Origin of the sequence: Streptomyces sp. NPDC050422, assembly GCF_044458665.1 — a bacterium.
In the GTDB taxonomy this organism is placed as follows: Bacteria; Actinomycetota; Actinomycetes; order Streptomycetales; family Streptomycetaceae; genus Streptomyces.
The window spans coordinates 218,666-240,601 of the sequence record NZ_JBITIE010000010.1 but is presented as its reverse complement, the minus strand read 5'-3'; the positions used below and the strand labels follow the sequence as shown (position 1 = coordinate 240,601).

26 protein-coding genes are annotated in these 21,936 nt (G+C 70.4%); 6 read left to right on the top strand and 20 right to left on the bottom strand.

The genetic code is table 11. The annotated features are described in order from the left end of the window. Window positions 1-54: 54 nt before the first annotated feature. Window positions 55-993 (bottom strand): 30S ribosomal protein S2, encoded by a 939-nt coding sequence (gene rpsB / locus ACIBJG_RS17930; RefSeq protein WP_399308466.1) that lies wholly within the window; start codon window positions 991-993, stop codon window positions 55-57. Window positions 994-1,295: 302 nt separating this feature from the next. Further along, window positions 1,296-1,532, bottom strand: a complete 237-nt coding sequence (locus ACIBJG_RS17925) for a hypothetical protein (RefSeq protein WP_399308565.1) — start codon at window positions 1,530-1,532, stop codon at window positions 1,296-1,298. Here ACIBJG_RS17925 and ACIBJG_RS17920 point away from each other — a divergent pair. Further along, complete coding sequence (locus tag ACIBJG_RS17920; protein ID WP_399308558.1) at window positions 1,447-2,049, top strand: peptidoglycan DD-metalloendopeptidase family protein; 603 nt, start codon at window positions 1,447-1,449, stop codon at window positions 2,047-2,049. The two genes, ACIBJG_RS17925 and ACIBJG_RS17920, sit on opposite strands and share 86 nt — an antisense overlap. Before the next feature lie 45 nt (window positions 2,050-2,094). Here the strand turns inward: ACIBJG_RS17920 and ACIBJG_RS17915 are convergent, their stop codons facing one another. From ACIBJG_RS17915 to ACIBJG_RS17835, 17 genes are all read right to left on the bottom strand, one after another. Continuing rightward, on the bottom strand, window positions 2,095-2,670 hold the full coding sequence (locus ACIBJG_RS17915) for a TetR/AcrR family transcriptional regulator (RefSeq protein WP_399308557.1): 576 nt from the start codon (window positions 2,668-2,670) through the stop codon (window positions 2,095-2,097). 172 nt (window positions 2,671-2,842) lie between these two features. Beyond that, window positions 2,843-3,679, bottom strand: coding sequence for an RNA polymerase sigma factor WhiG (gene whiG, locus ACIBJG_RS17910; protein ID WP_399308465.1), 837 nt, complete (start codon window positions 3,677-3,679; stop codon window positions 2,843-2,845). Window positions 3,680-3,968: 289 nt separating this feature from the next. Further along, window positions 3,969-5,123: a DNA-processing protein DprA gene (gene dprA, locus ACIBJG_RS17905; protein ID WP_399308464.1), complete on the bottom strand. Its 1,155-nt coding sequence runs from the start codon at window positions 5,121-5,123 to the stop codon at window positions 3,969-3,971. A 29-nt stretch (window positions 5,124-5,152) separates the two neighbouring features. Then, on the bottom strand, window positions 5,153-6,778 hold the full coding sequence (locus ACIBJG_RS17900) for a YifB family Mg chelatase-like AAA ATPase (protein WP_399308463.1): 1,626 nt from the start codon (window positions 6,776-6,778) through the stop codon (window positions 5,153-5,155). After that, on the bottom strand, window positions 6,778-7,137 hold the full coding sequence (locus ACIBJG_RS17895; protein ID WP_399308462.1) for a YraN family protein: 360 nt from the start codon (window positions 7,135-7,137) through the stop codon (window positions 6,778-6,780). Before ACIBJG_RS17895 ends, ACIBJG_RS17900 begins: the two co-directional genes overlap by 1 nt. A gap of 84 nt (window positions 7,138-7,221) precedes the next feature. Next, complete coding sequence (locus ACIBJG_RS17890; RefSeq protein WP_003965949.1) at window positions 7,222-7,530, bottom strand: DUF2469 domain-containing protein; 309 nt, start codon at window positions 7,528-7,530, stop codon at window positions 7,222-7,224. 64 nt (window positions 7,531-7,594) lie between these two features. Continuing rightward, a complete protein-coding gene (locus tag ACIBJG_RS17885) occupies window positions 7,595-8,083 on the bottom strand; it encodes an NUDIX hydrolase (protein WP_399308461.1) in 489 nt (162 codons plus the stop codon). Then, window positions 8,073-8,822 carry a signal peptidase I gene (gene lepB / locus ACIBJG_RS17880; RefSeq protein WP_399308460.1) on the bottom strand — a complete coding sequence of 250 codons (750 nt, stop codon included), beginning with the start codon at window positions 8,820-8,822 and terminating at the stop codon, window positions 8,073-8,075. The genes ACIBJG_RS17885 and lepB (ACIBJG_RS17880) overlap by 11 nt, the downstream gene beginning before the upstream one ends. 49 nt (window positions 8,823-8,871) lie before the next feature. Continuing rightward, on the bottom strand, window positions 8,872-9,789 hold the full coding sequence (gene lepB, locus ACIBJG_RS17875; protein ID WP_399308556.1) for a signal peptidase I: 918 nt from the start codon (window positions 9,787-9,789) through the stop codon (window positions 8,872-8,874). Continuing rightward, a complete protein-coding gene (gene lepB / locus ACIBJG_RS17870) occupies window positions 9,686-10,765 on the bottom strand; it encodes a signal peptidase I (protein WP_399308459.1) in 1,080 nt (359 codons plus the stop codon). Before lepB (ACIBJG_RS17870) ends, lepB (ACIBJG_RS17875) begins: the two co-directional genes overlap by 104 nt. Next, a complete protein-coding gene (lepB, locus tag ACIBJG_RS17865; protein ID WP_399308458.1) occupies window positions 10,758-11,528 on the bottom strand; it encodes a signal peptidase I in 771 nt (256 codons plus the stop codon). Before lepB (ACIBJG_RS17865) ends, lepB (ACIBJG_RS17870) begins: the two co-directional genes overlap by 8 nt. A gap of 45 nt (window positions 11,529-11,573) precedes the next feature. Next, complete coding sequence (gene rplS / locus ACIBJG_RS17860) at window positions 11,574-11,924, bottom strand: 50S ribosomal protein L19 (protein WP_399308457.1); 351 nt, start codon at window positions 11,922-11,924, stop codon at window positions 11,574-11,576. Between the two features lie 128 nt (window positions 11,925-12,052). Then, the gene (gene trmD / locus ACIBJG_RS17855; protein ID WP_399308456.1) at window positions 12,053-12,874 is read right to left on the bottom strand and encodes a tRNA (guanosine(37)-N1)-methyltransferase TrmD; all 822 of its coding nucleotides are present in this window, start codon (window positions 12,872-12,874) and stop codon (window positions 12,053-12,055) included. Beyond that, the gene (gene rimM / locus ACIBJG_RS17850) at window positions 12,874-13,539 is read right to left on the bottom strand and encodes a ribosome maturation factor RimM (protein ID WP_399308455.1); all 666 of its coding nucleotides are present in this window, start codon (window positions 13,537-13,539) and stop codon (window positions 12,874-12,876) included. Before rimM ends, trmD begins: the two co-directional genes overlap by 1 nt. Before the next feature lie 79 nt (window positions 13,540-13,618). Further along, complete coding sequence (locus ACIBJG_RS17845; RefSeq protein WP_014153811.1) at window positions 13,619-13,858, bottom strand: RNA-binding protein; 240 nt, start codon at window positions 13,856-13,858, stop codon at window positions 13,619-13,621. Between the two features lie 2 nt (window positions 13,859-13,860). Beyond that, complete coding sequence (gene rpsP / locus ACIBJG_RS17840) at window positions 13,861-14,304, bottom strand: 30S ribosomal protein S16 (RefSeq protein WP_399308454.1); 444 nt, start codon at window positions 14,302-14,304, stop codon at window positions 13,861-13,863. A 157-nt stretch (window positions 14,305-14,461) separates the two neighbouring features. Further along, window positions 14,462-15,055, bottom strand: coding sequence for a hypothetical protein (locus ACIBJG_RS17835; RefSeq protein WP_073739095.1), 594 nt, complete (start codon window positions 15,053-15,055; stop codon window positions 14,462-14,464). A gap of 581 nt (window positions 15,056-15,636) precedes the next feature. On the opposite strand from ACIBJG_RS17835, the gene ACIBJG_RS17830 reads away from it, so the two are divergent. Further along, window positions 15,637-16,485, top strand: a complete 849-nt coding sequence (locus ACIBJG_RS17830; protein ID WP_399308453.1) for an SAM-dependent methyltransferase — start codon at window positions 15,637-15,639, stop codon at window positions 16,483-16,485. A gap of 168 nt (window positions 16,486-16,653) precedes the next feature. Here the strand turns inward: ACIBJG_RS17830 and ftsH are convergent, their stop codons facing one another. Continuing rightward, window positions 16,654-18,570 (bottom strand): ATP-dependent zinc metalloprotease FtsH, encoded by a 1,917-nt coding sequence (ftsH, locus tag ACIBJG_RS17825; RefSeq protein WP_399308452.1) that lies wholly within the window; start codon window positions 18,568-18,570, stop codon window positions 16,654-16,656. A gap of 126 nt (window positions 18,571-18,696) precedes the next feature. Here ftsH and yhfZ point away from each other — a divergent pair, with 126 nt between their 5' ends. The 4 genes from yhfZ (at window position 18,697) to ACIBJG_RS17805 (ending at window position 21,900) form a co-directional block, all read left to right on the top strand. Continuing rightward, complete coding sequence (gene yhfZ, locus ACIBJG_RS17820) at window positions 18,697-19,635, top strand: GntR family transcriptional regulator YhfZ (RefSeq protein WP_399308451.1); 939 nt, start codon at window positions 18,697-18,699, stop codon at window positions 19,633-19,635. Window positions 19,636-19,733: 98 nt separating this feature from the next. Further along, complete coding sequence (locus ACIBJG_RS17815) at window positions 19,734-20,120, top strand: transcriptional antiterminator (protein WP_399308450.1); 387 nt, start codon at window positions 19,734-19,736, stop codon at window positions 20,118-20,120. 38 nt (window positions 20,121-20,158) lie between these two features. Then, complete coding sequence (locus ACIBJG_RS17810) at window positions 20,159-20,515, top strand: DUF2620 domain-containing protein (protein WP_399308449.1); 357 nt, start codon at window positions 20,159-20,161, stop codon at window positions 20,513-20,515. 47 nt (window positions 20,516-20,562) lie between these two features. Further along, the gene (locus ACIBJG_RS17805; protein ID WP_399308448.1) at window positions 20,563-21,900 is read left to right on the top strand and encodes a YhfT family protein; all 1,338 of its coding nucleotides are present in this window, start codon (window positions 20,563-20,565) and stop codon (window positions 21,898-21,900) included. Window positions 21,901-21,936: the final 36 nt, after the last annotated feature.

The following is a 21,936-nucleotide window of genomic DNA, read 5'->3' as shown; positions in this document are numbered from 1 at the left end:
GCGGGGGCGGTGCCAGTGGCACCGGCCCCCGCCGTCTTCAGCCGTGACGGGGTGTCAGGCCTGCTCGGCGTCCGCGTCCGCGGCCGGAGCCTCGGCGACGGGGGCCTCAGCCGCGGGGGCCTCGGCAGCAGCCTCGGCGGCGGGGGCCTCGGTGGCCTCCGCGTCCGCGACCTTCTCGGTCTCGGCGGAGGTCTGGACCTCGGCGTCGGCCTTCTTGTCGCCCTCGAGCAGGTCGCGCTCCCACTCGGCGAGCGGCTCGCCGGCGGCCTTCTCGCCCGGCTTCGAGTCGCCGGTCGCAGCGCCGGAGCGGGCGATGAGGCCCTCGGCGACGGCGTCGGCGATCACGCGGGTGAGCAGGGTGACGGAGCGGATCGCGTCGTCGTTGCCCGGAATCTTGTAGTCGACCTCGTCGGGGTCGCAGTTGGTGTCCAGGATCGCGACGACCGGGATGTGGAGCTTGCGCGCCTCACCGACGGCGATGTGCTCCTTCTTGGTGTCGACGATCCAGACGGCGCTCGGCACCTTCTGCATCTCGCGGATACCACCGAGGGTCTTCTCCAGCTTGGCCTTCTCGCGGGAGAGGACCAGGAGCTCCTTCTTGGTGAGGCCGGAGGCCGCCACGTCGTCGAAGTCGATGACCTCGAGCTCCTTCAGACGCTGAAGGCGCTTGTAGACGGTCGAGAAGTTGGTGAGCATGCCACCGAGCCAACGCTGGTTGACGTACGGCATGCCGACGCGCGTCGCCTGCTCGGCGATGGCCTCCTGGGCCTGCTTCTTCGTACCCACGAACATGATGGAGCCGCCGTGGGCGACGGTCTCCTTGACGAACTCGTAGGCGCGGTCGATGTACGACAGCGACTGGAGCAGGTCGATGATGTAGATGCCGTTGCGCTCCGTGAAGATGAAGCGCTTCATCTTCGGGTTCCAACGACGGGTCTGGTGACCGAAGTGGACGCCGCTTTCCAGCAGCTCCCGCATCGTGACGACGGCCATGGCCGTACTCCTTGAGGTGCTCGGTTATCGCGACCGCAGGTTTGCTGTCGCGCCTGACGCCCCGACGCGCCGTGCCACGAAGGACCGAGGAGCGCGGCCACCTCCGCAGAGAGGGAGGTGGCGGGGCGTGCGAAGTCGACCCGGTGACCCGGATCGCCAGAAGAAGTGTACGGGACCAGCCGGGTGCCGGGTGACGGCGCTGTCCACAACCGGCCGGTAGTCCACAGATACGGTCCATGATCCCCGCGGATCCGCGGGGCGGGGGACGGTGGCGGCATGCGATTCACATCGGAACGTGGTGGTCACCGGATCCGGTCCGGTCGCCGCCCTGCCGTGCGCCGCGGCGTGCCTGTCGGCAGCAGCGCGAGGCCCGTCGGCGGGAGCGGGAGGCGGGCCGGCGGGAGCGGGAGGCGGGCCGGCCGGGCCGTGGTGGCGGCCTCGGGGCTGCTGCTCATGGCGCTGCTCGCGTCGGCGTGCGGCGGGCTGTACGCCCTGGCGGCGCAGCGGCCGCCGCCGAGCGGGTCGGGCGCTTCGGGCATCGCCCTGTCCGGTGCGGCGGATGAGCGTGCACCTGTGCCCACGGATCCGGAGCCGGTCGGTGGACGAGGCTGGCCTCTGGAGGGGCGGCCCCCGGTCCTGCGGGGGTGGGAGCCGCCCGCCACCGAGTACGGGCGGGGGCACCGCGGGGTCGACCTCGGTGCCGGACCGGGCGCGCGGGTGCTCGCGGCCGCGGCGGGCCGGGTGTCCTTCGCGGGCGGCGTGGCAGGGCGCGGAGTGGTGGTGATCGAGCTTGCGGGGACGGGCGATCCGCCGCTGCGGACCACCTACGAGCCGGTGCGCCCGCTGGTCGCGAAGGGGGACGAGGTCACGGCGGGCCAGGTAGTGGCGGTCCTGTCGGACGGGCCGTTCCACTGCCCGTCCGACTGTCTGCACTGGGGCCTGCGGCGCGCGGAGGCCTATCTGGACCCGTTGTCGCTGCTGCCGCCTTCGCTGCTGCGACGCGGGCCGTCCCGGCTGCTGCCGGTGTCGGGTGTGCCCGTACCCGGCCCCGCGTAGGCCTCGGCCGTGAACCCCTGGCCGGCCCGCGTGAGCGAGGACCGGTCAGTCCTGGCCGCCGCTGATGCCCCGGACGCCGTTCAGGATCATCGCGACGGCGGTGTCCGCGATCACGCCGGGCTCCTCCGCCACGCTCAGCTCGATGCGGCGGACCGCCGCGTCCACGGAGCCCTGGAGCAGCATGGCCGCCAGCCGGGGCTGCTCGTGTCCGAGGTCGCCGAGCGCCTCCACGATCATGGCGATCAGACCGCCGTGTGCCGCCCGGATCTTCTCGCGCGCGCCCGCGTCCAGCTCGCTCGCGGAGATCGCGACGACGGCCCGATGGCGACGGTCCCCGACGAGGTCGAGCTGGCGCCGGACGTACGCCTCGATCTTCTCCTCGGGCGTCCCCGCCCGCTCCATCGCGCTCTCGACCTCGGCCGCCCACACGGGGAAGTCGACGGCGCAGAGCTCTTCGACGACGGCGGCGCGGGAACGGAAGTACTCGTAGACGGAGGACCGTGCGAGGCCCGTGCGTTCGGCGAGGGCGGGGAAGGTCAACGCCTCCGTGCCTCCCTCGGACAGCAGGGAGCGCGCTGCGTCCAGGAGGGCGCTGCGCTGCATGGTCCGGTGCTCGGCCACGGAGGCCGCTCGAATCCTGGGCACACGACCACTCTACGGCGGCCGCTGTGCGCGAGGAGGGCGGGCGGCACCGATCGTTGGCCGAAGCACCCCTGCCTCGGGCCCGCCCAGGGCATGTCCAGGGGCCGCCCGGGGTTTCGACGGGGGCCGCTCGGGGCCTGGACGGACCGTCTCAGCGTCCGGCGTCGGCCAGCTTCGCGCGCAGCTGCAGCACCGACTTGGTGTGGATCTGGCTGACCCGGCTCTCGGTGACCCCGAGAACGTTGCCGATCTCGGCGAGGGTGAGCCCCTCGTAGTAGTAGAGCGTGACGACCGTCTTCTCACGGTCCGGGAGGGTGTTGATCGCGCGGGCGAGAAGCCTTCTGAGCTCGCGGTCCTCGGCCACCTCCACCGGGTTGTCGGCGGCGGTGTCCTCCAGGGTGTCCATCAGGCTCAGCCGGTCGCCGCCCTCACCGCCCACATGGAGCAGCTCCTCCAGCGCGACGACGTTGGCGAGTGACAACTGGCTGAAAACCGCGTGCAGTTCCTCCAGCGCGATGCCCATCTCGGCGGCCACCTCCGCCTCCGAGGGCGTGCGTCGCAGTTGCGCCTCCAGCGTGGTGTAGGCGCGCTCCACCGCCCGCGCCTTCTGCCGGACGGAGCGCGGGATCCAGTCCAGCGCCCGCAGTTCGTCGATCATCGCGCCCCGGATGCGGGTGATCGCGTACGTCTCGAACTTGATCGCTCGCTCGATGTCGAACTTCTCGATCGCGTCGATCAGACCGAAGACCCCCGAGGAGACGAAGTCCGCCTGCTCGACGTTGGACGGCAGGCCCACGCTCACCCGGCCGGCGACGTACTTCACCAGGGGCGAGTAGTGCAGGATCAGCTGTTCCCGCAGCCGCCCGTCGCCCGTGGTCTTGTACGAACGCCACAACTCGTCGAGCGAGGAGGGGGCGGGCGGGCGCACAGTGCCACGCGCAGCCGGTGGTACTGCCGCGCGGTCAGACCCGGAGGTGTGCTGGGGCATGTGGTGCCTTGAGCCGTTCTGCCGTGAAGTGCTGGGGGACTTTTGTCTGGGCCGGAATCCTTGTGAGCGTAGCGTGACTGAGTGTCGCGGTCCGCGCAGGATAAGGGATCGATGCCGTGCGCTTCCCGGCGAACGGACATGGAGCAGGATGCGGCGACGGAGAGGCCGGCGCACCCGGGCGAGGACATGGCAGGCATCCGGGGCCGTCGCGTCGTGCGCCGGCCCCGGAGGCGTCGCCGAAGGATCCACCGAGGTCATCGGCATCACCTTTTCACCCGAATGCCCCAGGTCAAGAACCGCCTCGCCGCGCGTCGCCATTGCATGTCGGCCGCTTCGTCAACCTCCATCCGTCGCCTTCGCGTTCGACGAACCCCAGTGAGTGCAGTTCGTACAGCTTGCCGAGTGCCTCGTCCGCACTTGTTCCCGCAGCACGTGCCACCTCCCGTGCGTTGACGGGACCGTGGGCGGGCAGGGCGTCAAGCACCCTGCCGCAGACGGGATCCAGATGATCGCGGGGCAGCATCGGACCGCGCCTGGACGGAGCGAGATCCCCGATATCACCCACCATCTCCGCGACTTCGGCGGCATCCGTCACCAGCACGCCCTCGCCCCGCAGCAGTTCGTGGACGCCTGCCGACAGACCGCTGGTGGCCGGACCCGGTACGCCCATGGTGTGGCGTCCGAGCCGTTGCGCGCAGCGGGCCGTGACCAGGGAACCGCTGCGGTACTCGGCCTCGACGACGACGGTGCCTCGCGTCAACGCGGCGATCACTCTGTTCCGGAGGATGAATCTGCTGCGGGTGGGGTGATCGGCCGGTGGCAGTTCACCGAGGACGATCCCTTGTTCGACCATGCGTCCGATGAGTTCGGCATGACCGCGGGGGTAGGCGACGTCCACCCCGCAGGCCAGTACGGCCATCGTCGCGCCACCGGCGGCCAGGGCGCCCCGGTGAGCCGCCCCGTCGACTCCGAAGGCCGCCCCCGAGACGACCACCCATCCCCGTTCGGCGAGCCCCGCGCCGAGGGTCGTCGCCATGTGGGCTCCGTACGGTGTGCAGGCGCGGGCCCCGACCACGGCGACCGAGCGCAGCGCCCAGAGCCGCAGGTCGGGCGTCCCCCGCACCCAGAGCCCTGTCGGCCTGGCGTCCCCCAGGTCGTCGAGCTGGCTGGGCCACTCCCGGTCACCGGGGCAGATGAAGCGCCCGCCGACCGAGGCCACCGCCGCCAGGTCCCGTTCGGGCTCGACGTTCCCGGCCCGCAGCCGGTAGCCGGCCAGCACTCTCGCCGTCATCCCGCTCAGTTGCTCGGCCGAACCGTCCGGGGTGGTGATCCGTCGCATCAGCTCCGTACCACCGCATTCGCGCAGCCAGCGCCCGCCGCGCACGTCCCCCGGTTCCAGGACGCGGGCCAGCGCCGCCCGGGCCAGCCGCTCCCCGTCGCTCACGCCGCCGCGGACCCCTGTCCGCTGCCCGGTCACGACGCCCCCGCGCCCATCGGCGCCCCGCGCGGAATCCCGGTGCGCAGCTCCAGGGCCACCCCGATGTCCGAGGCGTCCGGGCGGTCGGCGCCACGCAGATCCGCGACGGTCCACGCCACCCGCAGCACCCGGTCCAGACCGCGCGCCGTGAGCATGCCCCGCTCCATGTCCCGCTCGGCCGCCATCAGCGCACCCGGTGCCGCGGCCAGCCGGGTCCGCAGCTCATGCCCCGGCACCTCGCTGTTCGTGGTCCACGGGGTGCCCGCCAGCCGCTCCGCGGCCCGCGCCCGGGCCCTGCGCACCCGGGCGGCGACCGCCTGGGTCGACTCGCCCCGGCCGCCCCGCCCCATCAGGTCCTCGCGCCTGACAGGGTCGACGGTCACCCGCAGGTCCACCCGGTCGAGCAGCGGCCCGGAGAGCCTGGCCTGGTACCGCCGGACCGCCGAGGGCGGGCATTCGCACCCGGCCCCGCTCAGGGTGTGCCGCCCGCACGGGCAGGGGTTGGCGGCGAGCATCATCAGGAACCGGGCCGGCAGCCGCACCACGCCGGCGCTGCGGGCCACCACGACGTGCCCCGACTCCAGCGGCTGGCGCAGCGCGTCCAGCGCCCGTACCGAGAACTCCGGCGCCTCGTCCAGAAAGAGAATCCCGCGATGGGCCAACGAGACCGCGCCCGGTCGCGGCAGTCCGTTGCCCCCGCCGACCAGCGACTGCATGGTCGCCGAGTGGTGCGGTGCGCAGTAGGGCGGGCGGGAGACCAGCGGTTCGCCCGGTGGCAGGATGCCCGCCACCGAGTGGACCGCGGTCACCTCAAGGGATTCCTGCCTGGTCAGCGGCGGCAGGATGTCCGGGAGCCGTTCGGCCAGCATGGTCTTTCCCGCCCCCGGCGGTCCCGACAGCAGGAGGTGGTGGCCGCCCGCCGCAGCGACCTCCAGGGCCATGCGCGGCCGCTCCTGACCGGCCACGTCGGCCAGATCCGGCCGGCTGCCCTCGCCCTGCGCGGAGCCCCTGGCGATCCCGGTGCCCATACCGGCGCCGGGCACCATGAGCCCGGCCAGCATCGTGTCCGGGCGCCCCTGGTCGTGGGCCTCCGCCTCGTCGGGCAGCGGTTCGTCGCAGAGCACGGCGATCAACTGCCGCAGGCTCCGGACCCCGAGCACGGAGACCCCGGGAACCAGAGCGGCCTCGCCCGCGGTCTGCTCGGGGACCACCACCTGCCGGTACCCGGCCTCCGCCGCGGCCAGGACGGCGGGCAGCACCCCGCGCACCGGCCGCACCCTGCCGTCGAGCCCCAGCTCCCCGATCATCACCACGTCGGCGATCGAGGCGGGGTCGATCCGCTCCGCGGCGCCGAGCACGGCGCAGGCGACGGCGAGATCGAAACCGGAGCCGCCCTTGGGCACCGAGGCCGGTGACAGACCCACGGTGAGCTTCTTCTGCGGCCACTCCGCCCCGGAGTTCACCACCGCGGCCCTGACCCGGTCCCGGCTCTCCACCAGGCTCTTGTCCGGCAGCCCCACCAGAGTGAAGGCCGCCACCCCGGCCTCCAGGTCCGCCTGGACCTCCACGACTACGCCCTCGACACCGACGAGTGCCACCGAGCAGGCTCGCGCGAACGCCATCAGGCCACCCCCCGCGCGTGCTCGGCCAGAGGCGCACCGCGTCGGGGCAGCACCACACCGACCAGATCGATCCGCACCCCGCCGGGCGGCGGGCCGCCGTGCCCGGCCAGCCAGAGTTCGGCCAGCCGGCGCAGGCGGTCCGCCTTGGCCGGTGTGACCGCGGCCATCGGGTGCTCGAAGGCACCCGCCCTGCGGGTCTTCACCTCGCAGATGACGAGCGCGTCACCGTCCGTCGCGACGATGTCGATCTCGCCGGCGCGACAGCGCCAGTTCCGTTCCAGTACGGACATGCCGGCGTCGGTCAGCAGCCGAGCTGCCACGTCCTCGCCGTACCGCCCGAGTGCCCCCCGTGCGTTCATATCGGCACCACCTCCGGCACCGACTGTGACGCGTCCGCCCCCAACTAGTGGATCTTGGTGGACAACTCAGCTGTTGTGGACAACTCAGCCACCCGGAAGCTCGAGATCGCTCTTGTTGAGCTCCTCGATGTTGACGTCCTTGAACGTCAGCACCCGTACCTGCTTGACGAACCGTGCGGGCCGGTACATGTCCCAGACCCAGGCATCCGCCATGGACACCTCGAAAAACACCTCGCCCTGGACCGAGTGCACCTGCATCTCGTAGTCGTTGGTGAGGTAGAAGCGCCGTTCGGTCTCGATCACATATTTGAAAAGACCGACGACATCGCGGTACTCCCGGTAGAGCTTCAGCTCCATCTCGGTCTCGTACTTCTCGAGGTCCTCGGCGCTCATTGGCATGTTCCCCTTCAGCCGTGCGTTCCCCCATTGTGCGCCAGGGCCCTGCGCCCCCGGTCGCTCAGGCGATTTCGGGGGCCAGCACCAGCGGCGTACGCGGAGGACCCTCATCGAGCAGCGTGCGCAGCAGCTCGGCGAGTCTGGTCGGGTACACCGTCTCACGCGCCGCCGACAGTTCGGCGGAGGTCCACCACCTCAGACCCGCGACACTGCGGCGTTCCAGCCCGGTCTGCCCGCTGGTGTCCGTCGTGGTCTGTGTCGTGCGGGCCATGAAGTACCACTCGTCCTGCTCCCAGCGCCGCCCGTCGAACGGGAAGGAGCACATCCGCTGCCAGAGCAGCGGGCCGAGCTGAACGTCCGTGATCCCGGTTTCCTCGGCCAGCTCGCGCAGGGCGGCCTGCTCGCGGGTCTCATCGCCCTCGAGGCCGCCGCCCGGGGTGAACCACCAGGTACTCGCCGGGTCCTCCGGTTCGAAGCCGTGCATCAGCAGAATGCGGTCCTCCGGATCAAGGAGCACCAGGCGGGATACCTTGCGCGTCTCAGCGGGCACCGGCGGTCACCTTCCCCGGATTGTTCCGCTTCGGCCGGGCGGACCGCGCCGCGACGGGTCCGTACACGGCACCGCCCAGGATGAGCACCACACCCCCGGCCATGGCCCCGAGCTGAAGCTTCAGCGGCCCCTCGGCCGACACCCCGCCGGGCAGGGCGGCAAAGGCCTGCGGCCGTCCGATCATGCCGCCCAGCGGCCAGGCGACGGCGTCAACCCGGGCTTGTACGGCGCTCCGCGGCACCGAGCCCTGCCCGCCCTCCTCCAGGTGGACCCGGGAGTCCAGCGAGGACGTGCGGTCGTCGCCCAGGAGGAAGAGCTTGCCCTCCGGTACCTCGGCCGTGAAGTCGTTCACCGAGGCCGGGTCTCCCGCACGGAGATACGATTCCGCGACGGGTATGCCGTTGACCGTGAGCCGGCCGCCCTTCTCGCAGCAGGCGATCTTGTCGCCGCCGATCCCGACGACCCGCTTCACCATCGGCATGTCACCCCACGCCTTGTCGGTGAACACCACCACATCGCCCCGGCGCACCTCGCTGCCGTCCACCCGCTGCGCGAGGACCCGGTCACCGGCGTTCACCGTCGGGGTCATCGACTCGGTCGGCACCGTGTACGGCCGGTACACCACGGCCGCCCAGGCGAAGCCTCCGAGGAAGAGCACACAGCCGACGGCCACGGCCAGCCCCGACAGCTTGCTGCCGAGCCGGCCGCGGCCGTCTCCCGTACGTCCTGTTGCACTCATCGCAGCGTCCCCCATCGGAGATCGACAATCGCTGATCCGAGTCGGCACCCTACCCGGCGGTACGCCCGCTGGTCAGCCTCCGTCGTCGCCAGAACACGAGGGGCAGCGCCCCGGCTACACCGAGTGCTCCCGGCGCCAGCCCCATCGCGGCGTTCAGCCCCGGCTGGTCGAAGGTCTTCGGGACCGGCAGGGTCGCCCAGCGGTTGACCGGCCACGCGATGACCACGGCCCGGCCGACCACCTCGTCCGTGGAGACGGTGCCGCCACCCGGCAGTTCCTGGTGGTAGCGCGAGTCGAGGGAGTTCTGGCGGTGGTCACCCATCACCCAGATACGGTCCTTGGGAATCTTGATCGGCCCGAACGGCTCGTCGTTGCAGGGAGTGTTGCCCTCGAAGATGAACGACTTGTCGTCCAGCGCCTTGCCGTTGACCGTGACGGGCCCGTTCTTCTTGCACTCCACCGTGTCGCCGCCGATCGCGATGACACGCTTGATCAGGTCCTTCTCCTCGGCCGACGGCATCAGGCCGATGAAGCTCAGGAACTTCTGCACCACGTTCGGGTCGGGTGCCGCGGTGTCCTCCAGCCAGCCGCCCGGGTCGTGGAAGACCACCACTTCGCCCCGCTCGGGCTCGGAGCCGAACCACGGTGTCAGCTTGTCGACCAGCACCCGGTCGCCCCGCTGCAGCGTGTTCTGCATCGAGTCCGAGGGAATCGAGAACGCCTGCACCAGGAATGTCTTGATCAGCAGAGCGAGGATGAGCGCGATGCCGATGAGGAGCGGCAGCTCCTTCCAGAAGGAGCGGGGCTTCTTCTGCGCCGTGCTGCCACTGCCCGGGGAGCCGCCGTCACTCTCCGAGCCGCCGTCACTCTCCGTCGGGTCCGCCGTCGTCCCCGCAGGCTCGGCATTCCCCGGAATGTCCGGCCGGTCCTCGGGTTCGTCGTGTCCGGATCGTGCGCCGACCGCCAAATCCCCCACATCCACTCCTTATTCCGTGCCACCGCCTGCGCCCTAGCCGGTGCAGGCCCACCACTCCCATAACGAGCGGGAGTTCCGCAGGGGTCGGGAGCCGGATCATTCCGTTGGGATCCGGGGACACACTATTCGACAGCCGAGGGGCAGCCGCCGTCCCGGCGCGCGCGTCCGGGACCGAGGAGAAGGCCGATCGTTCCTCCAGTTCGCGCCAGTGTCCGAAGGGCCAGGCGATCACCACGGCCCGTCCCACTACCGCATCTTCGGAAACCGTGCCGTGACCCGTCTTGTCCAGGTGGAAACGCGAATCGGCGGAATTGGAGCGATGGTCCCCCATCACGAAGATTCTTCCGGCTGGAACCTTTACCTCGAATTTGATCGTGGAGGGCGAATCGCCGGGATAGATGTAGGGCTCGTCGACCGCCACTCCGTTCACGATGAGCCTGCCGTCGTTCTCGCAGCACTTCACCGTGTCGCCGCCGACGGCGACCACCCTCTTGATCAGATCCTGCTCGTCGTCGGAGGGCAGCAGCCCGATGAAGGTCAGCACCTCCTTCACCTGCTTGATGACCACGGGTGACTCCTCGGGCGTCTCCACCGGGTTCGGCGGCGGCCAGTCGGAGGGGTTCTTGAACACGACGACGTCGCCCCGCTCGGGCTTGGACCCGAACCAGGGCGTCAGCTTGTCCACGAGCACCCGGTCACCGATCCGGATGGTCTGCTCCATCGACCCCGACGGAATCACGAAGGCCTGCACCAGAAAGGTCTTGAGGACGAGCGCGATCAGCAGCGCCACGACCACGAGGACGGGAATCTCCTTCACCGCCGACCTGCGCCGCTTCCGCTTCACCTTGCGGGCCAGCTTGCGCCGCTCCGCGCGGGTGGGCAGCGAGCGGGCTGCTGTGGGCCGGGTGCCGGTGGGCAGCGGAACCTCCGGATCCGCTGCGCCGGGCCTCCGCCCGCGGTTACCCATGCGCCGAGCCGGGCGCCGGTATGCCGTCGTAGGCCGCCGTGTCCGGTACGGACCCCAGCCGGCCAAGCGGCCAGCCGAGCCAGTCGGCCCGGCCGATCACACGGTCGACGGGCACCATGCCGCCGCCCGGTTCGCCCAGGTGGTCGCGGGAGTCGCGGGAATTGCTCCGGTGATCGCCCATCATCCAGAGCGTCCCGTCGGGCACGACGATGTCGAAGGGTGCCCGTGACGGCGCGTCGCCCGCGAACAGATAGTCCTCGTTCACGGGCCGGCCGTTCACCTCGACCCTCCCGCGCTTGTCGCAGCAGACCACCCGGTCACCCCCCACGCCCACCACTCGCTTCACGAAGTCGGTCTCGGCGGGCTCCGCGAGCCCGAGGGAAGCCGCCGCGCCGTGCAGCAGCCCGCTCACGGGGTTCTCCGGCGGCGTCTCCTGGACGAAGGAGCCGGTGCCGTCAAAGACCACCACGTCACCGCGCTGGGGTACGGAGCCGAAACGGTACGCCAATTTGTTGACGAGCACCCGGTCCCCGACCTGCAGGGTGGACTCCATCGAGCCACTGGGGATCAGGAAGGGCTGCACCACGAAACTGCTGAAGAGCAGCACACCGACTGCGCAGACGGCACCGAGCGCAAGGGTGCGCCGCCACGACATCGAGGCGGCGAAACCGTTCACGATACGCGAGAAGCGCGACCCCTCCTCCGTTCCCGTAGCGGGTGCGGAGGAGCGGTCGCGCTCCAGGGGCTTTGATTCCGTGTCCATCGGGGCCAGATCTTATCCGGCCGTCCTGTGGACCAGGGAGTCAGCTCAGCGGTCGCGCTTCTCCTTGATCTTCGCGGCCTTGCCGCGCAGCTCACGGAGGAAGTACAGCTTGGCGCGACGCACGTCACCGCGGGTGATGACCTCGATCTTCTCGAAGATCGGGCTGTGCACCGGGAAGGTGCGCTCGACGCCGACCTGGAAGGAGACCTTGCGGACCGTGAAGGTCTCGCTGATGCCCGCGCCCTGACGGCGGATGACAATGCCCTTGAACTGCTGGATACGGGAGCGGTTGCCCTCGATCACGCGGACGTGGACGTTGACGGTGTCGCCGGGGCGGAACGCCGGGACGTCGGTACGCAGCGAAGCGGCGTTGACGTTATCGAGCAGGGAAGTCATGGTGTCTGCTTTCTTCGCCGATGCCACAGGTCATCGACGGGAGAGTGTGATGAGTTCGGGGTGCTGATCGCGTCGGACGGGCGTCTTTCCCCCTGTGGCAGGGGCGCACGCGGACGTACAGCAGCGGCCTATTCTTCCACGGCCTGGGGCCTGCGCCAAAATCGGCCGCCCGGCTCCGGTGACCAGCCGAGGATGGAGAGCATCTCGCGGTCCTTCTTGTCGAAGGCCGTCGCCTCGCAACGCTCGATCAGATCGGGCCGGTTGAGTGCGGTACGACGGAAGGCCTCGTCCCGGCGCCAGCGCGCGATCCGCCCGTGGTGACCACTGAGCAGCACGTCCGGGATCCCCCGGCCACGCCACTCGGGCGGCTTCGTGTAGACGGGGCCCTCCAGCAGGTTGGCCATCGCGCCCGGGGCGAAGGAGTCGTCCCGGTGCGACTCGGCATTGCCGAGCACGCCGGGCAGCAGCCGGGCCACCGCCTCCGTGATCACCAGCACCGCGGCTTCGCCGCCTGCCAGCACGTAGTCGCCGATGGACACCTCGACGACCGGCATCCGGGTGGCGTACTCCTCCGTCACCCGCCGGTCGATGCCCTCGTAACGCGCCGGGGTGAAGACCAGCCAGGGCCGCTCGGACAGCTCGACGGCGAGTTCCTGGGTGAACGGCCGCCCGCTCGGCGTGGGCACCACGAGCACCGGGGAGTGCGCGCCGGACTCGTACCCGTCGGCCAGTGCCTCGTCCAGCGCGTCGCCCCAGGGGTCGGTCTTCATGACCATGCCGGGGCCGCCGCCGTAGGGGGTGTCGTCGACCGTGTTGTGGCGGTCGTACGTCCACTCCCGCAGATCGTGCACATGCACGTCGAGGCGTCCGCGGGCGCGGGCCTTGCCGACGAGCGAGACGTTCAGCGGTTCCAGGTACTCGGGGAAGATCGTGACGACGTCGAGGCGCATCAGGCGTCTTTCCCGGCTCCGTCGGAGCCGGCTCCGTCGGAACCGGCTCCGTCGGAACCGGCTCCGTCGGAACCGGCTCCGTCCGAACCGTCCTCGGCGCGACCGGATTCGGCGGCCGCCGCCTCCTCGTCGCGCGTGGACACCACGACGGCCTGGCTCTCGTCGATCAGACCGGGCGGCGGTGTGATCACCGCGCGCTGCTCCTCCAGGTCGATCTCGGAAACGATCTCCTCGACGAACGGGATCATCACCTCGGTGCCGTCGGGACGCTCCACGATGAAGAGGTCCTGGGACGGCAGGTGCGTGATCTCGGTGATCCGGCCGATCTCGGTACCGTCGGCGAGGACCACGTCGAGATCCATCAGCTGATGGTCGTAGAACTCCTCTGGGTCCTCCGGGAGCTCCTCGGGATCCACGTCGGCGATCAGCAGCGTGTTGCGCAGCGCCTCGGCGGCCGTACGGTCCCGTACGCCCTCGAAACGCAGCAGCAGCCTGCCGCTGTGCACCCGGCCGGTCTCGATCGTCAGCGGCCCCGTCGAGGCCGGCTCGGTGGCCAGTACGACGCCGGGTCCGAGCCGGAGCTCCGGCTCGTCCGTGCGCACCTCGACGGTGACCTCGCCCTTGATGCCGTGGGCGCGACCGATCCGCGCGACTACCAACTGCACCTTGTGTCTCTCCTGTCGTACGACGACGGGCCGGGGTGGGCGCATGGCCCTCCCCGGCCCGTGCCGGTGTTCAACTCTGTCAGCGAACCTGGTCCACATCGACGAGGTCGACGCGGATACCACGGCCGCCGATGGCGCCCACGACGGTACGCAGCGCGCGTGCGGTGCGGCCGTTGCGGCCGATCACCTTGCCGAGGTCATCGGGATGGACCCGAACCTCGAGCACACGTCCACGGCGCAGATCACGCGAGGCGACCTGCACGTCGTCGGGGTTGTCGACGATGCCTTTCACGAGGTGCTCGAGAGCCTCCTCGAGCATGCTCAGGCCTCGGTCGACTCGGCGGGCGCGGCGGCGTCAGCAGCCTCGTCCGCCTTCTTGTCGGCCTTCTTCGCCTTCTGCGTGATGGCCTCGCCCTTGGACTCCTCGCCGGAGTCCTTGGTGAGGGCCTCGAACAGGGCGCGCTTGTCAGGCTTGGGCTCCGGCTGCAGCAGCGGCGCGGGGGCCGGGAGGCCCTTGTGCGCCTGCCAGTCACCGGTGAGCTTCAGGATCGCGAGAACCGGCTCGGTCGGCTGGGCGCCGACGGAGAGCCAGTACTGCGCGCGCTCTGCGTTGACCTCGATGCGCGAGGGGTTCTGCACCGGGTGGTACAGGCCGATCTCCTCGATGGCCCGGCCATCACGGCGGGTACGGGAGTCGGCGACGACGATGCGGTAGTGAGGCGAACGGATCTTGCCCAGACGCTTCAGCTTGATCTTGACTGCCACGGAAGTGGTGTCTCCTGGTCTATGACGTGGTTGGGCACAACAAGATGCCACGTGGGGTTGCGGTACTCGGAGTGCCCGATGGACGCGTCAGCCGGAGGAGAGAGGGGTCCTATGCGACTGTCGAGTACAGCTAGCCATTGTGCCACACCACGTCGCCTCACCCCACCGCGACCACTGCCTCCGGGATCCGGAACGGCTTTCCGCAGCCGCCGCAGACGATCGGGGCCTGCGCGAGGACCGACGGGACGACGCGCACGTTGCGACCGCAGTCACAGACGGCCTTGACCCGGACGCCTCCTCCGGAGGAGCCGTGCCGGGCCGCGGGCCCGCGGAACGAGCGCTTGGTGTCGGCGGCGGTGGCGACGGTGTGCGCCTTGAGGGCGCGCTGCAGCCGTTCCATCGTCGGCCGGTACCGGCGCTTGGCTTCGGGGTTGAGCGTGACCAGCGAGAAGCCACTGCTGGGGTGGGGCTCCTCGGCATGGTCGAGGCCCAGCTCCTCGGCGATCGCCAGGAATCGACGGTTGTGGTATCGGCCGGCGCGCGAGGTGTCGCGGACACCTCGGGCGGCGGCAATGCCGTGGACTGCCTCATGGAGCAGCCGTTCGAAGGAGAGCTCGGCGCCACAGGCGGACGAGGACTCTCCGATCAGGGACTCGGGCGCGGCAAGATCGGGCAGCTCGGGGTGGTACCGCTGAATGTCGGCCCACGCCTGTGCCAGCTCTGCGGCAAGTACAGGTGGTGTCGTGCTCACGTCGTGACAACGAGCGCGAGGGCCCCGGTGTTCCGATTCCGGGCCATCCCAAATAATTTGCACGTACCAGTCAGTTGCCGTTCATGCGTCCTGACGAGGGCGGGTGCGCTGATCTGCGGAGAAGACTCACAGCTCGCACCAAGGTGGTACGTAGCGCCGTGTACGCCCCGGCGCGTAGACGGCGCGTACGCCCGCCCGCCGGTGGTGCGGGCGCCGGGCGCGGACACCGACAGTACCCGGCACACCGTCCGCCCGCCCGCCCCCTCCCCGAGCGGCACCGCACACACCGCGTGGCCCGGCCCGGAGCGCTCGACGTGCCCGCCCCCGCCCGCCGGGTGAGACTGGGACCGCGGCGCGCGAAGGCGGCACCTCCGGGCACCCCAGCCCGACGGGTGCCGCGCTCCCGGGCGCATCGCCGGCCGCCGCCGCGGGCAACCATTGCCCGTAGACCCCTGGACGCGGCGGCGGATGCGCAGTTCTCTGACATACGGGGGAAGCGCGACGCACGGCCACGGGGAGATCGTCCACTCAGGCACGACCGATCGGTATGACCGGCATCTCGGCGGATTGGGGCGCATTCCATGACACCAACGCTCGTCCGGCACCACACGCAGGCGGAGCCGTCCGCGTCCGTGGACACCGGTTCCCGCGCCCGTGACTGGGCCGAGATCCAGGAGCGGATGCTCGCACCGCTCTACGAGGCGGTGTACACGCGGCTCGAAGTCGGATCCGCCACACGGATGCTGTCGCTCGGCTGCGGCTCAGGGCTGGCCCTGCTGATCGCGGCCGGCCGCGGGGCGCGCGTCACCGGCGTCGACCCCGACCTCGAACGCCTGGCGCTCGCCCGGATCCGGCTGCTGCCCGGCCCCGAGGACGAGAACGCGTCCGGATCCGCCGAACCACAGCTCCTGGAGTCCCTCGCGGCCCCGGCGCCCGGCCACGAGCCCTACAACCTGATCACCGCGTTCACTCCGATCGGCTGCTCCCCCGACGACGGGGAGGAGCTGGTGAGGGCGATCGGCGCCGCGGTGCCCTCGGCGGACCGGCGCAGCACGGTCGTCCTGACCGGCTGGGGGCCGCCCGAGCGGTGCGCCACCGATGCCGTGCTCCAGGTGGCGACGCGGCTCGCGGAGGGCTCACCGCGGGCCACGAGCGGGCGCGGAGCGCGCCGGGACGACCTGGAGAACGTGGCGTTCCGGTCCGGGCTGAAGCCCGACGGCTCGGGCCGGGTGGCGTGCCCGTTCGGCTACGCGGACGTGGACAGTGCGGTACGGGGCCTGCTGTCGACGCGGCTCTTCGACTCCGCGGTACGGGCGACGGACCGCTCCCAGGTGGAGAAGGAGGTCGCGGAGGCGCTGCATCCGCATCTGCGCCGGGACGGCACGGTCTGGATGCCCAACGTGTTCCGCTACCTCGTCTGCACGACGTAGGGCCTCCCGTGCCGGCCCTTGCGCGGGTCTGCACGACGTAGGGCCTCCCGTGCCGGCCCTTGCGCGGGTCTGCACGACGTAGGGCCTCCCGTGCCGGCCCTTGCGCAGGTCTGCACGACGGCAGGGCCCTCCCGGTGCCGGCTGTGCGCGGGCCGGCACCGGGAACGGCTACTTCACCAGCCGGGTGATGCCGGCCGCCCGGTAGGCGTCCGCTTCGTCCAGCGTCTCGTTCGCCAGCAGCGCGGCGGCCAGCGCGTCCAGCCGGTCCCGGTTCTCGCGCAGCATCCGGCAGGCCACCTCGTAGCACTCGTCGACGATGCGGCGCATCTCGCCGTCCACCGCGTCCAGCGTCGCGGGCGCCGCCGACAGCCCGTATGCCTGCTGGGCATCGGCCGGGATCGCCGTCAGCCGGCCCACCTTGTGACTCATGCCCCAGCGGCCCGCCATGCCCCTGGCGAGTTGGGTGACCTGCTCCAGATCGCTCTCCGCCCCGGTGGTGATGACCTCGAACACCACCTGCTCCGCCGCCATGCCGCCGAGCGCGCCGATGATCCGGCCGCGCAGGTACTCCTCCGTGTACGCGTACTTGTCGGCGTCCGGGGTCGAGAGCGTCACGCCCAGCGCGCGGCCGCGCGGCACGATGGTGACCTTGCGGACCGGGTCCGCGCCCGGCTGGAGCATCCCCAGCAGAGCGTGCCCGCTCTCGTGGTACGCGGTCCGGCGGCGCTCCTCGTCCGACATGACGAGCGAGCGTTCCGCCCCGAGCTGGACCTTCTCCAGCGCGTCCGAGAAGTCGGCGCCGTTCACCTCCGGCTGCCCCCGCTTCACGGCGAGGAGCGCGGCCTCGTTGGCGAGGTTGGCGAGATCGGCGCCGGTCATTCCCGGAGTCGTACGGGCCACCCGGGCCAGGTCCACGTCGCCGGCCATCGGGATCTGCCGGGTGTGGATCTCCAGGATCGCCTCGCGGCCGTTCCTGTCCGGCGGGCTGACCTGGACGATCCGGTCGAAGCGGCCGGGCCGGGTGAGCGCCGGGTCGAGTACGTCGGCGCGGTTGGTCGCCGCGAGCACCACCACGCCCTCCGAACCGGAGAAGCCGTCCATCTCGGTGAGAATCTGGTTGAGCGTCTGCTCGCGCTCGTCGTGCCCGCCCATGCCCGAGCCACCGCCGCGGGCCCGTCCGATGGTGTCGATCTCGTCGATGAACACGATGGCGGGGGCGACCTTGCGCGCCTCGGCGAACAGCTCCCGGACCCGGCCGGCACCGACCCCGACGATCATCTCGATGAACTCGGAGGCCGAGGCCGAGAAGAACGGCACCCCGGCCTCCCCCGCGACCGCCCTCGCCAGCAGCGTCTTACCGGTACCGGGCGGACCCGCGAGCAGCACTCCCCCGGGCATCCGGGCGCCCATCTTCCGGTAGGCGTCCGGGTTCTTCAGGAAGTCGACGACATCGTTGAGCTCACCCTCGACCTCGTCGATGCCCGCCACGTCCTTGAACGTCGTACGCCTGTCCCCCTCCAACTCGACCGGTTTGGGCGGGGCCTTGCGGCCGAAGCCGCCCATGCCGCCGCCCATCCCGCCGCGTGACATCCGCCGGGCGATGAACACCCACAGCAGGACGAGCAGCAGCATCGGCGCCAGCGAGATCAGCAGGTTGGCGAGGAAACTGCGCTCCTGGACGACCGGTTCCGCGGTGACCGTGACATCGTCCTTGACCAGCTCGGCCCAGAGGTTGTCGTCGGCGAAGGCGGGCCGCTGGGTGACGAACTTGGTGTACGTGTCGTCGCTGCCCGGGACCTTCGCCTTCTTCTTGAGCTGTCCCTGGATCGCCTCACCCTTGGAGTAGATCTTGGAGACGTTGCCCGAGGTGACCTGCTTGCTGAACTCCGTGTACGCGATCGTCGGCTCGTCCTTGCCGTTGAAGAACGACAGCACCAGGTTGGCGATCAGATAGACGGCCAGCGCGGTCAGCAGGAGTCCGCCCCAGCCGCCCGGCATCTTCCGGCCGGGCGGCTGGGGCTTCGGCGCTCCCTCGGAGCGCCAGGGCTGGTCCGTCCGATCGCGCGGAGGTACGGGGTTGGTCACGTGTGCTCCTCTACCGACGGCCACTTCTGGCGACATTAAGGGAGAAAGCACACAAAAACCTCTGGAGCATCCACCCCTCCGCGAGGACCCTTGTCAATATCCAGAATCCTGTTTACTGTTCTCTTCGTGAACGCCTTCGATGACCGCTTCCTCACGCGCAACGGACTGGCCGCCCGCCAGCTCGCGGTCCTGCTGCTCAACCACGAGCCGGACACGCGGCTGCCCCGCGTGCGGGACTACGCCGAGGAGCTGGGCTGCGGAAACGGCACGGTCCAGGCCGCCCTGCAACTGCTGGAGGAGTCCGGCGCCATCGGGACGACCGCCCGGGGGCATCTCGGCACCTTCCTCGTCCACTCGGACCGCTCCATACTCTGGCGGCTCTCCGGGCTCGGGACGCTGCTGGCCGCGATGCCGCTGCCGTACTCCCGCCGGTACGAGGGCCTGGCGACCGGACTGCGCAGCGCCTTCGAGAAGGCCGGCGCACCCTTCGCGATCACGTTCATGCGAGGCGCCGGAGCCCGTACCGCCGCGCTGCTCGAGGGCAAGGTCGACCTCGTCGTCCTGTCCCGCTTCGCCGCCGACGAGCTGATCGCCGAGCATCCGGTGGAGCTGGTGGCCGACCTGGGACCGGCGACCTACGTCGGCGCTCACGGCATGCTCCTGCGCCATGGCGTGGACGTGAACACGCCGGGCCTGCGGGTCGCGGTCGACCACGCGTCGGAGGATCTGCGGATGCTGGTCGAGCGGGTCTTCGCCGGGCGGGACGACATCCAGTGGCTGGAGGCCTCGTACATGCAGCTGCGCGACCTCTTCGCCCGCGCCGAGGTCGACGCCACCGTCTGGAACCTCGACGAGGTGCAGGACCGGCTCGGGCTCGGCGTCGACGTGCTCCCGCTGGGGGACGAGGTCACCCGCGAGCTGGCGCTGCGCAACTCCAGCGCGGTCATCATCGGCCGGACCGACGGGGCCAAGGCCCTGGCTGCCGTCCGGGACTCGCTGGACCTCTCACTGATCACCTCGCTCCAGCGCGAGGTACTCGAGGGCGCGCGCATGCCTTCGTACTGACCGGCCGGGCAGGAAGGGACGAAGGTCCCGCCCTTACGGGACCTTCGTCCTCGTCAAAATACAAAATCCTGGTTACTGTCGATTTTAGGAGGACCTCCATGGATGACCAACTGGCACTGCGGATTCAGCTCTTCCGCGAGGGCGGACAGATCAAGCCCGAGGTCGCCGACTTCGTCACGGCCGAGCTGGCAGCCCTCGAAGCGGACGGCCGCACCGTGACCGAGGCGACCGCCGGCATGCTGACCAGCCATCTGATGATGGCGCTCACCCGGCTCCTGGACGGCGAGCCCATCGAGCAGTTCCTCACCGACGACCAGGTCGCCGCCGAACTGGCCGGACACCCCGACGCCGTCTCCCGCGCCCGTGCCGTCTCCGAGCGCGCCCGGCGGGAACTCGGGGCCGCACTGCCGGAGTCCGAGGTGAACTTCCTGGGCATGCACCTCGCGGTGCTGGCCCAGCAGACCCCCGCCGCACCCTCCTCCTGACCACCGCGCCTCCCCTCCACCAGAGAAGAAGTACAGCCATGACGAAGATCCTCACCGGCGGCGTCGGCAAGACCGAGGTCACCAGCACCATCAAGCAGCTCGGCATCGAGGGCCTGGAGGTCGTCGCCTCCAGCGACATGGACGCAGCGATGAAGCTGCGCGTCGCACAGGCCGACTACTACCTGGGCACCTGTCACACCGGCGCGGGTGCCTCGCTCGGCGTCCTCGTCGGCCTGATGGGCAGCGCCGCCTGCCACACCTTCGGCCGCAGCGTCCCCACCGAGGAGCAGATCACCGCCCTGCTCGACGAGGGCAAGAAGGTCTTCGGTTTCTCGATGGACCAGATCGACACCATCGCCCCTCTCATGGCGCGCGCCATCGCCGCCCGCGGCTGACCCCAGCCACCCCGATCTGATCACCCCGGGCACGAAGGAGTGACCCCGTGAGTACGACACTCGCAGCCGGTGCAAGCCTCGATTTCACGCTGGCCCAGCAACTGACCGTCATAGCCCTCTGTGCGCTGACCGCGTACATCTCGCACATGGCGCTGGCCGTCTTCAACGACGGCGTACGTCCGTTCCTCCTGGACTTCATCCAGGGGCGCACCACCCGCAGCGCGACGACGGCGGTCTCGTTCGGCCTCTCGGCCGGGTTCATCTTCGGACTCGGCGCCCCGATGGCCCTGTCCACCGGTGTGCTGAACCCGTGGCTCCTCTTCCTGCCCACCGACATCCTCGGCATGCTGTCGCCGAAGAAGTGGCTCGCACCGATCCTCGGCGGTGCCTGGGGCGCGGTCGTCGTCTTCGGCCTCAACGGGGCCAACAACGTGGCGCACGACCTGCCGGTCGACTTCATCACCGCCATGCAGCAGATGTCGACCCCGATCCTCTTCCTCTTCACGCTGTTCCCGGTACTGGCCATCACCAAGCAGTTCGGCCGCAAGTGGGGTGGCATCGCGGGGTTCCTGGAGTTCGCCCTGGTCGTCATGACCATGAAGCTGTGGCCCAACATGTTCGCCGGCGCGCTGGCGATGGCGGTCGGCGTGCTGATGCTCATCGGTCTCGCCGTCGCCAAGGACCTCGCGCAGCGCAAGGCCGACAAGGCCGCAGGCGTGAGCGAACCCGTCGTCGAGGGCGACGACCCGATGGCCTCCCTCTTCAGCGCCAGTGCGGCCCGGCTGCGCAGGTACCTGCCCCTGTTCATGGTGCTGGGCGCCGGAGTCTGTGTGCTCGCCCAGATGCACATATTCGGCGGCGGCGAGGCAACCAGCTTCCTGATCGCCAAGGGGAACTACTCCGAGGCCGCCCAGGTCGACTTCTACCGGGTCTTCGGTTTCATCCCGCTGATCGCGACCACCGCGCTGGCCTCCGGCGCGTACGGCATCGCGGGCTTCACCCTCGTGTACCCCATCGGCTACCTGATGCCGAACCCGTACCTCGCCGCGATCGTCGGCGCCCTGGTCTTCGCGGCCGAAGTGCTGGCCCTCTCCTACATCGGCAAGCTCCTCGGCCGGCTGCCCAGCGTCCGTGACTCCTCGGAGCACCTGCGCAGCGCGATCAGCGACACCCTCCAGCTGGCGATCCTCTTCGGTTCGCTGATGGCGGCCAACGCCATGGGCGGCGGCCTCGGCATCCTCGTCGTCGGCGGGCTCTACCTGCTGAACGAGGCCATGGGCCGGCCGATCGTCCGCATGGCCGCGGCACCGGCCGCGGTCATCGTCGGCGGCATCCTCCTCAACCTCCTGTACTGGATGGACCTGTTCACACCGATCAAGGGATAGCTCCGCTCCCCGGATCACGCAGGCCACCCCGAGAAG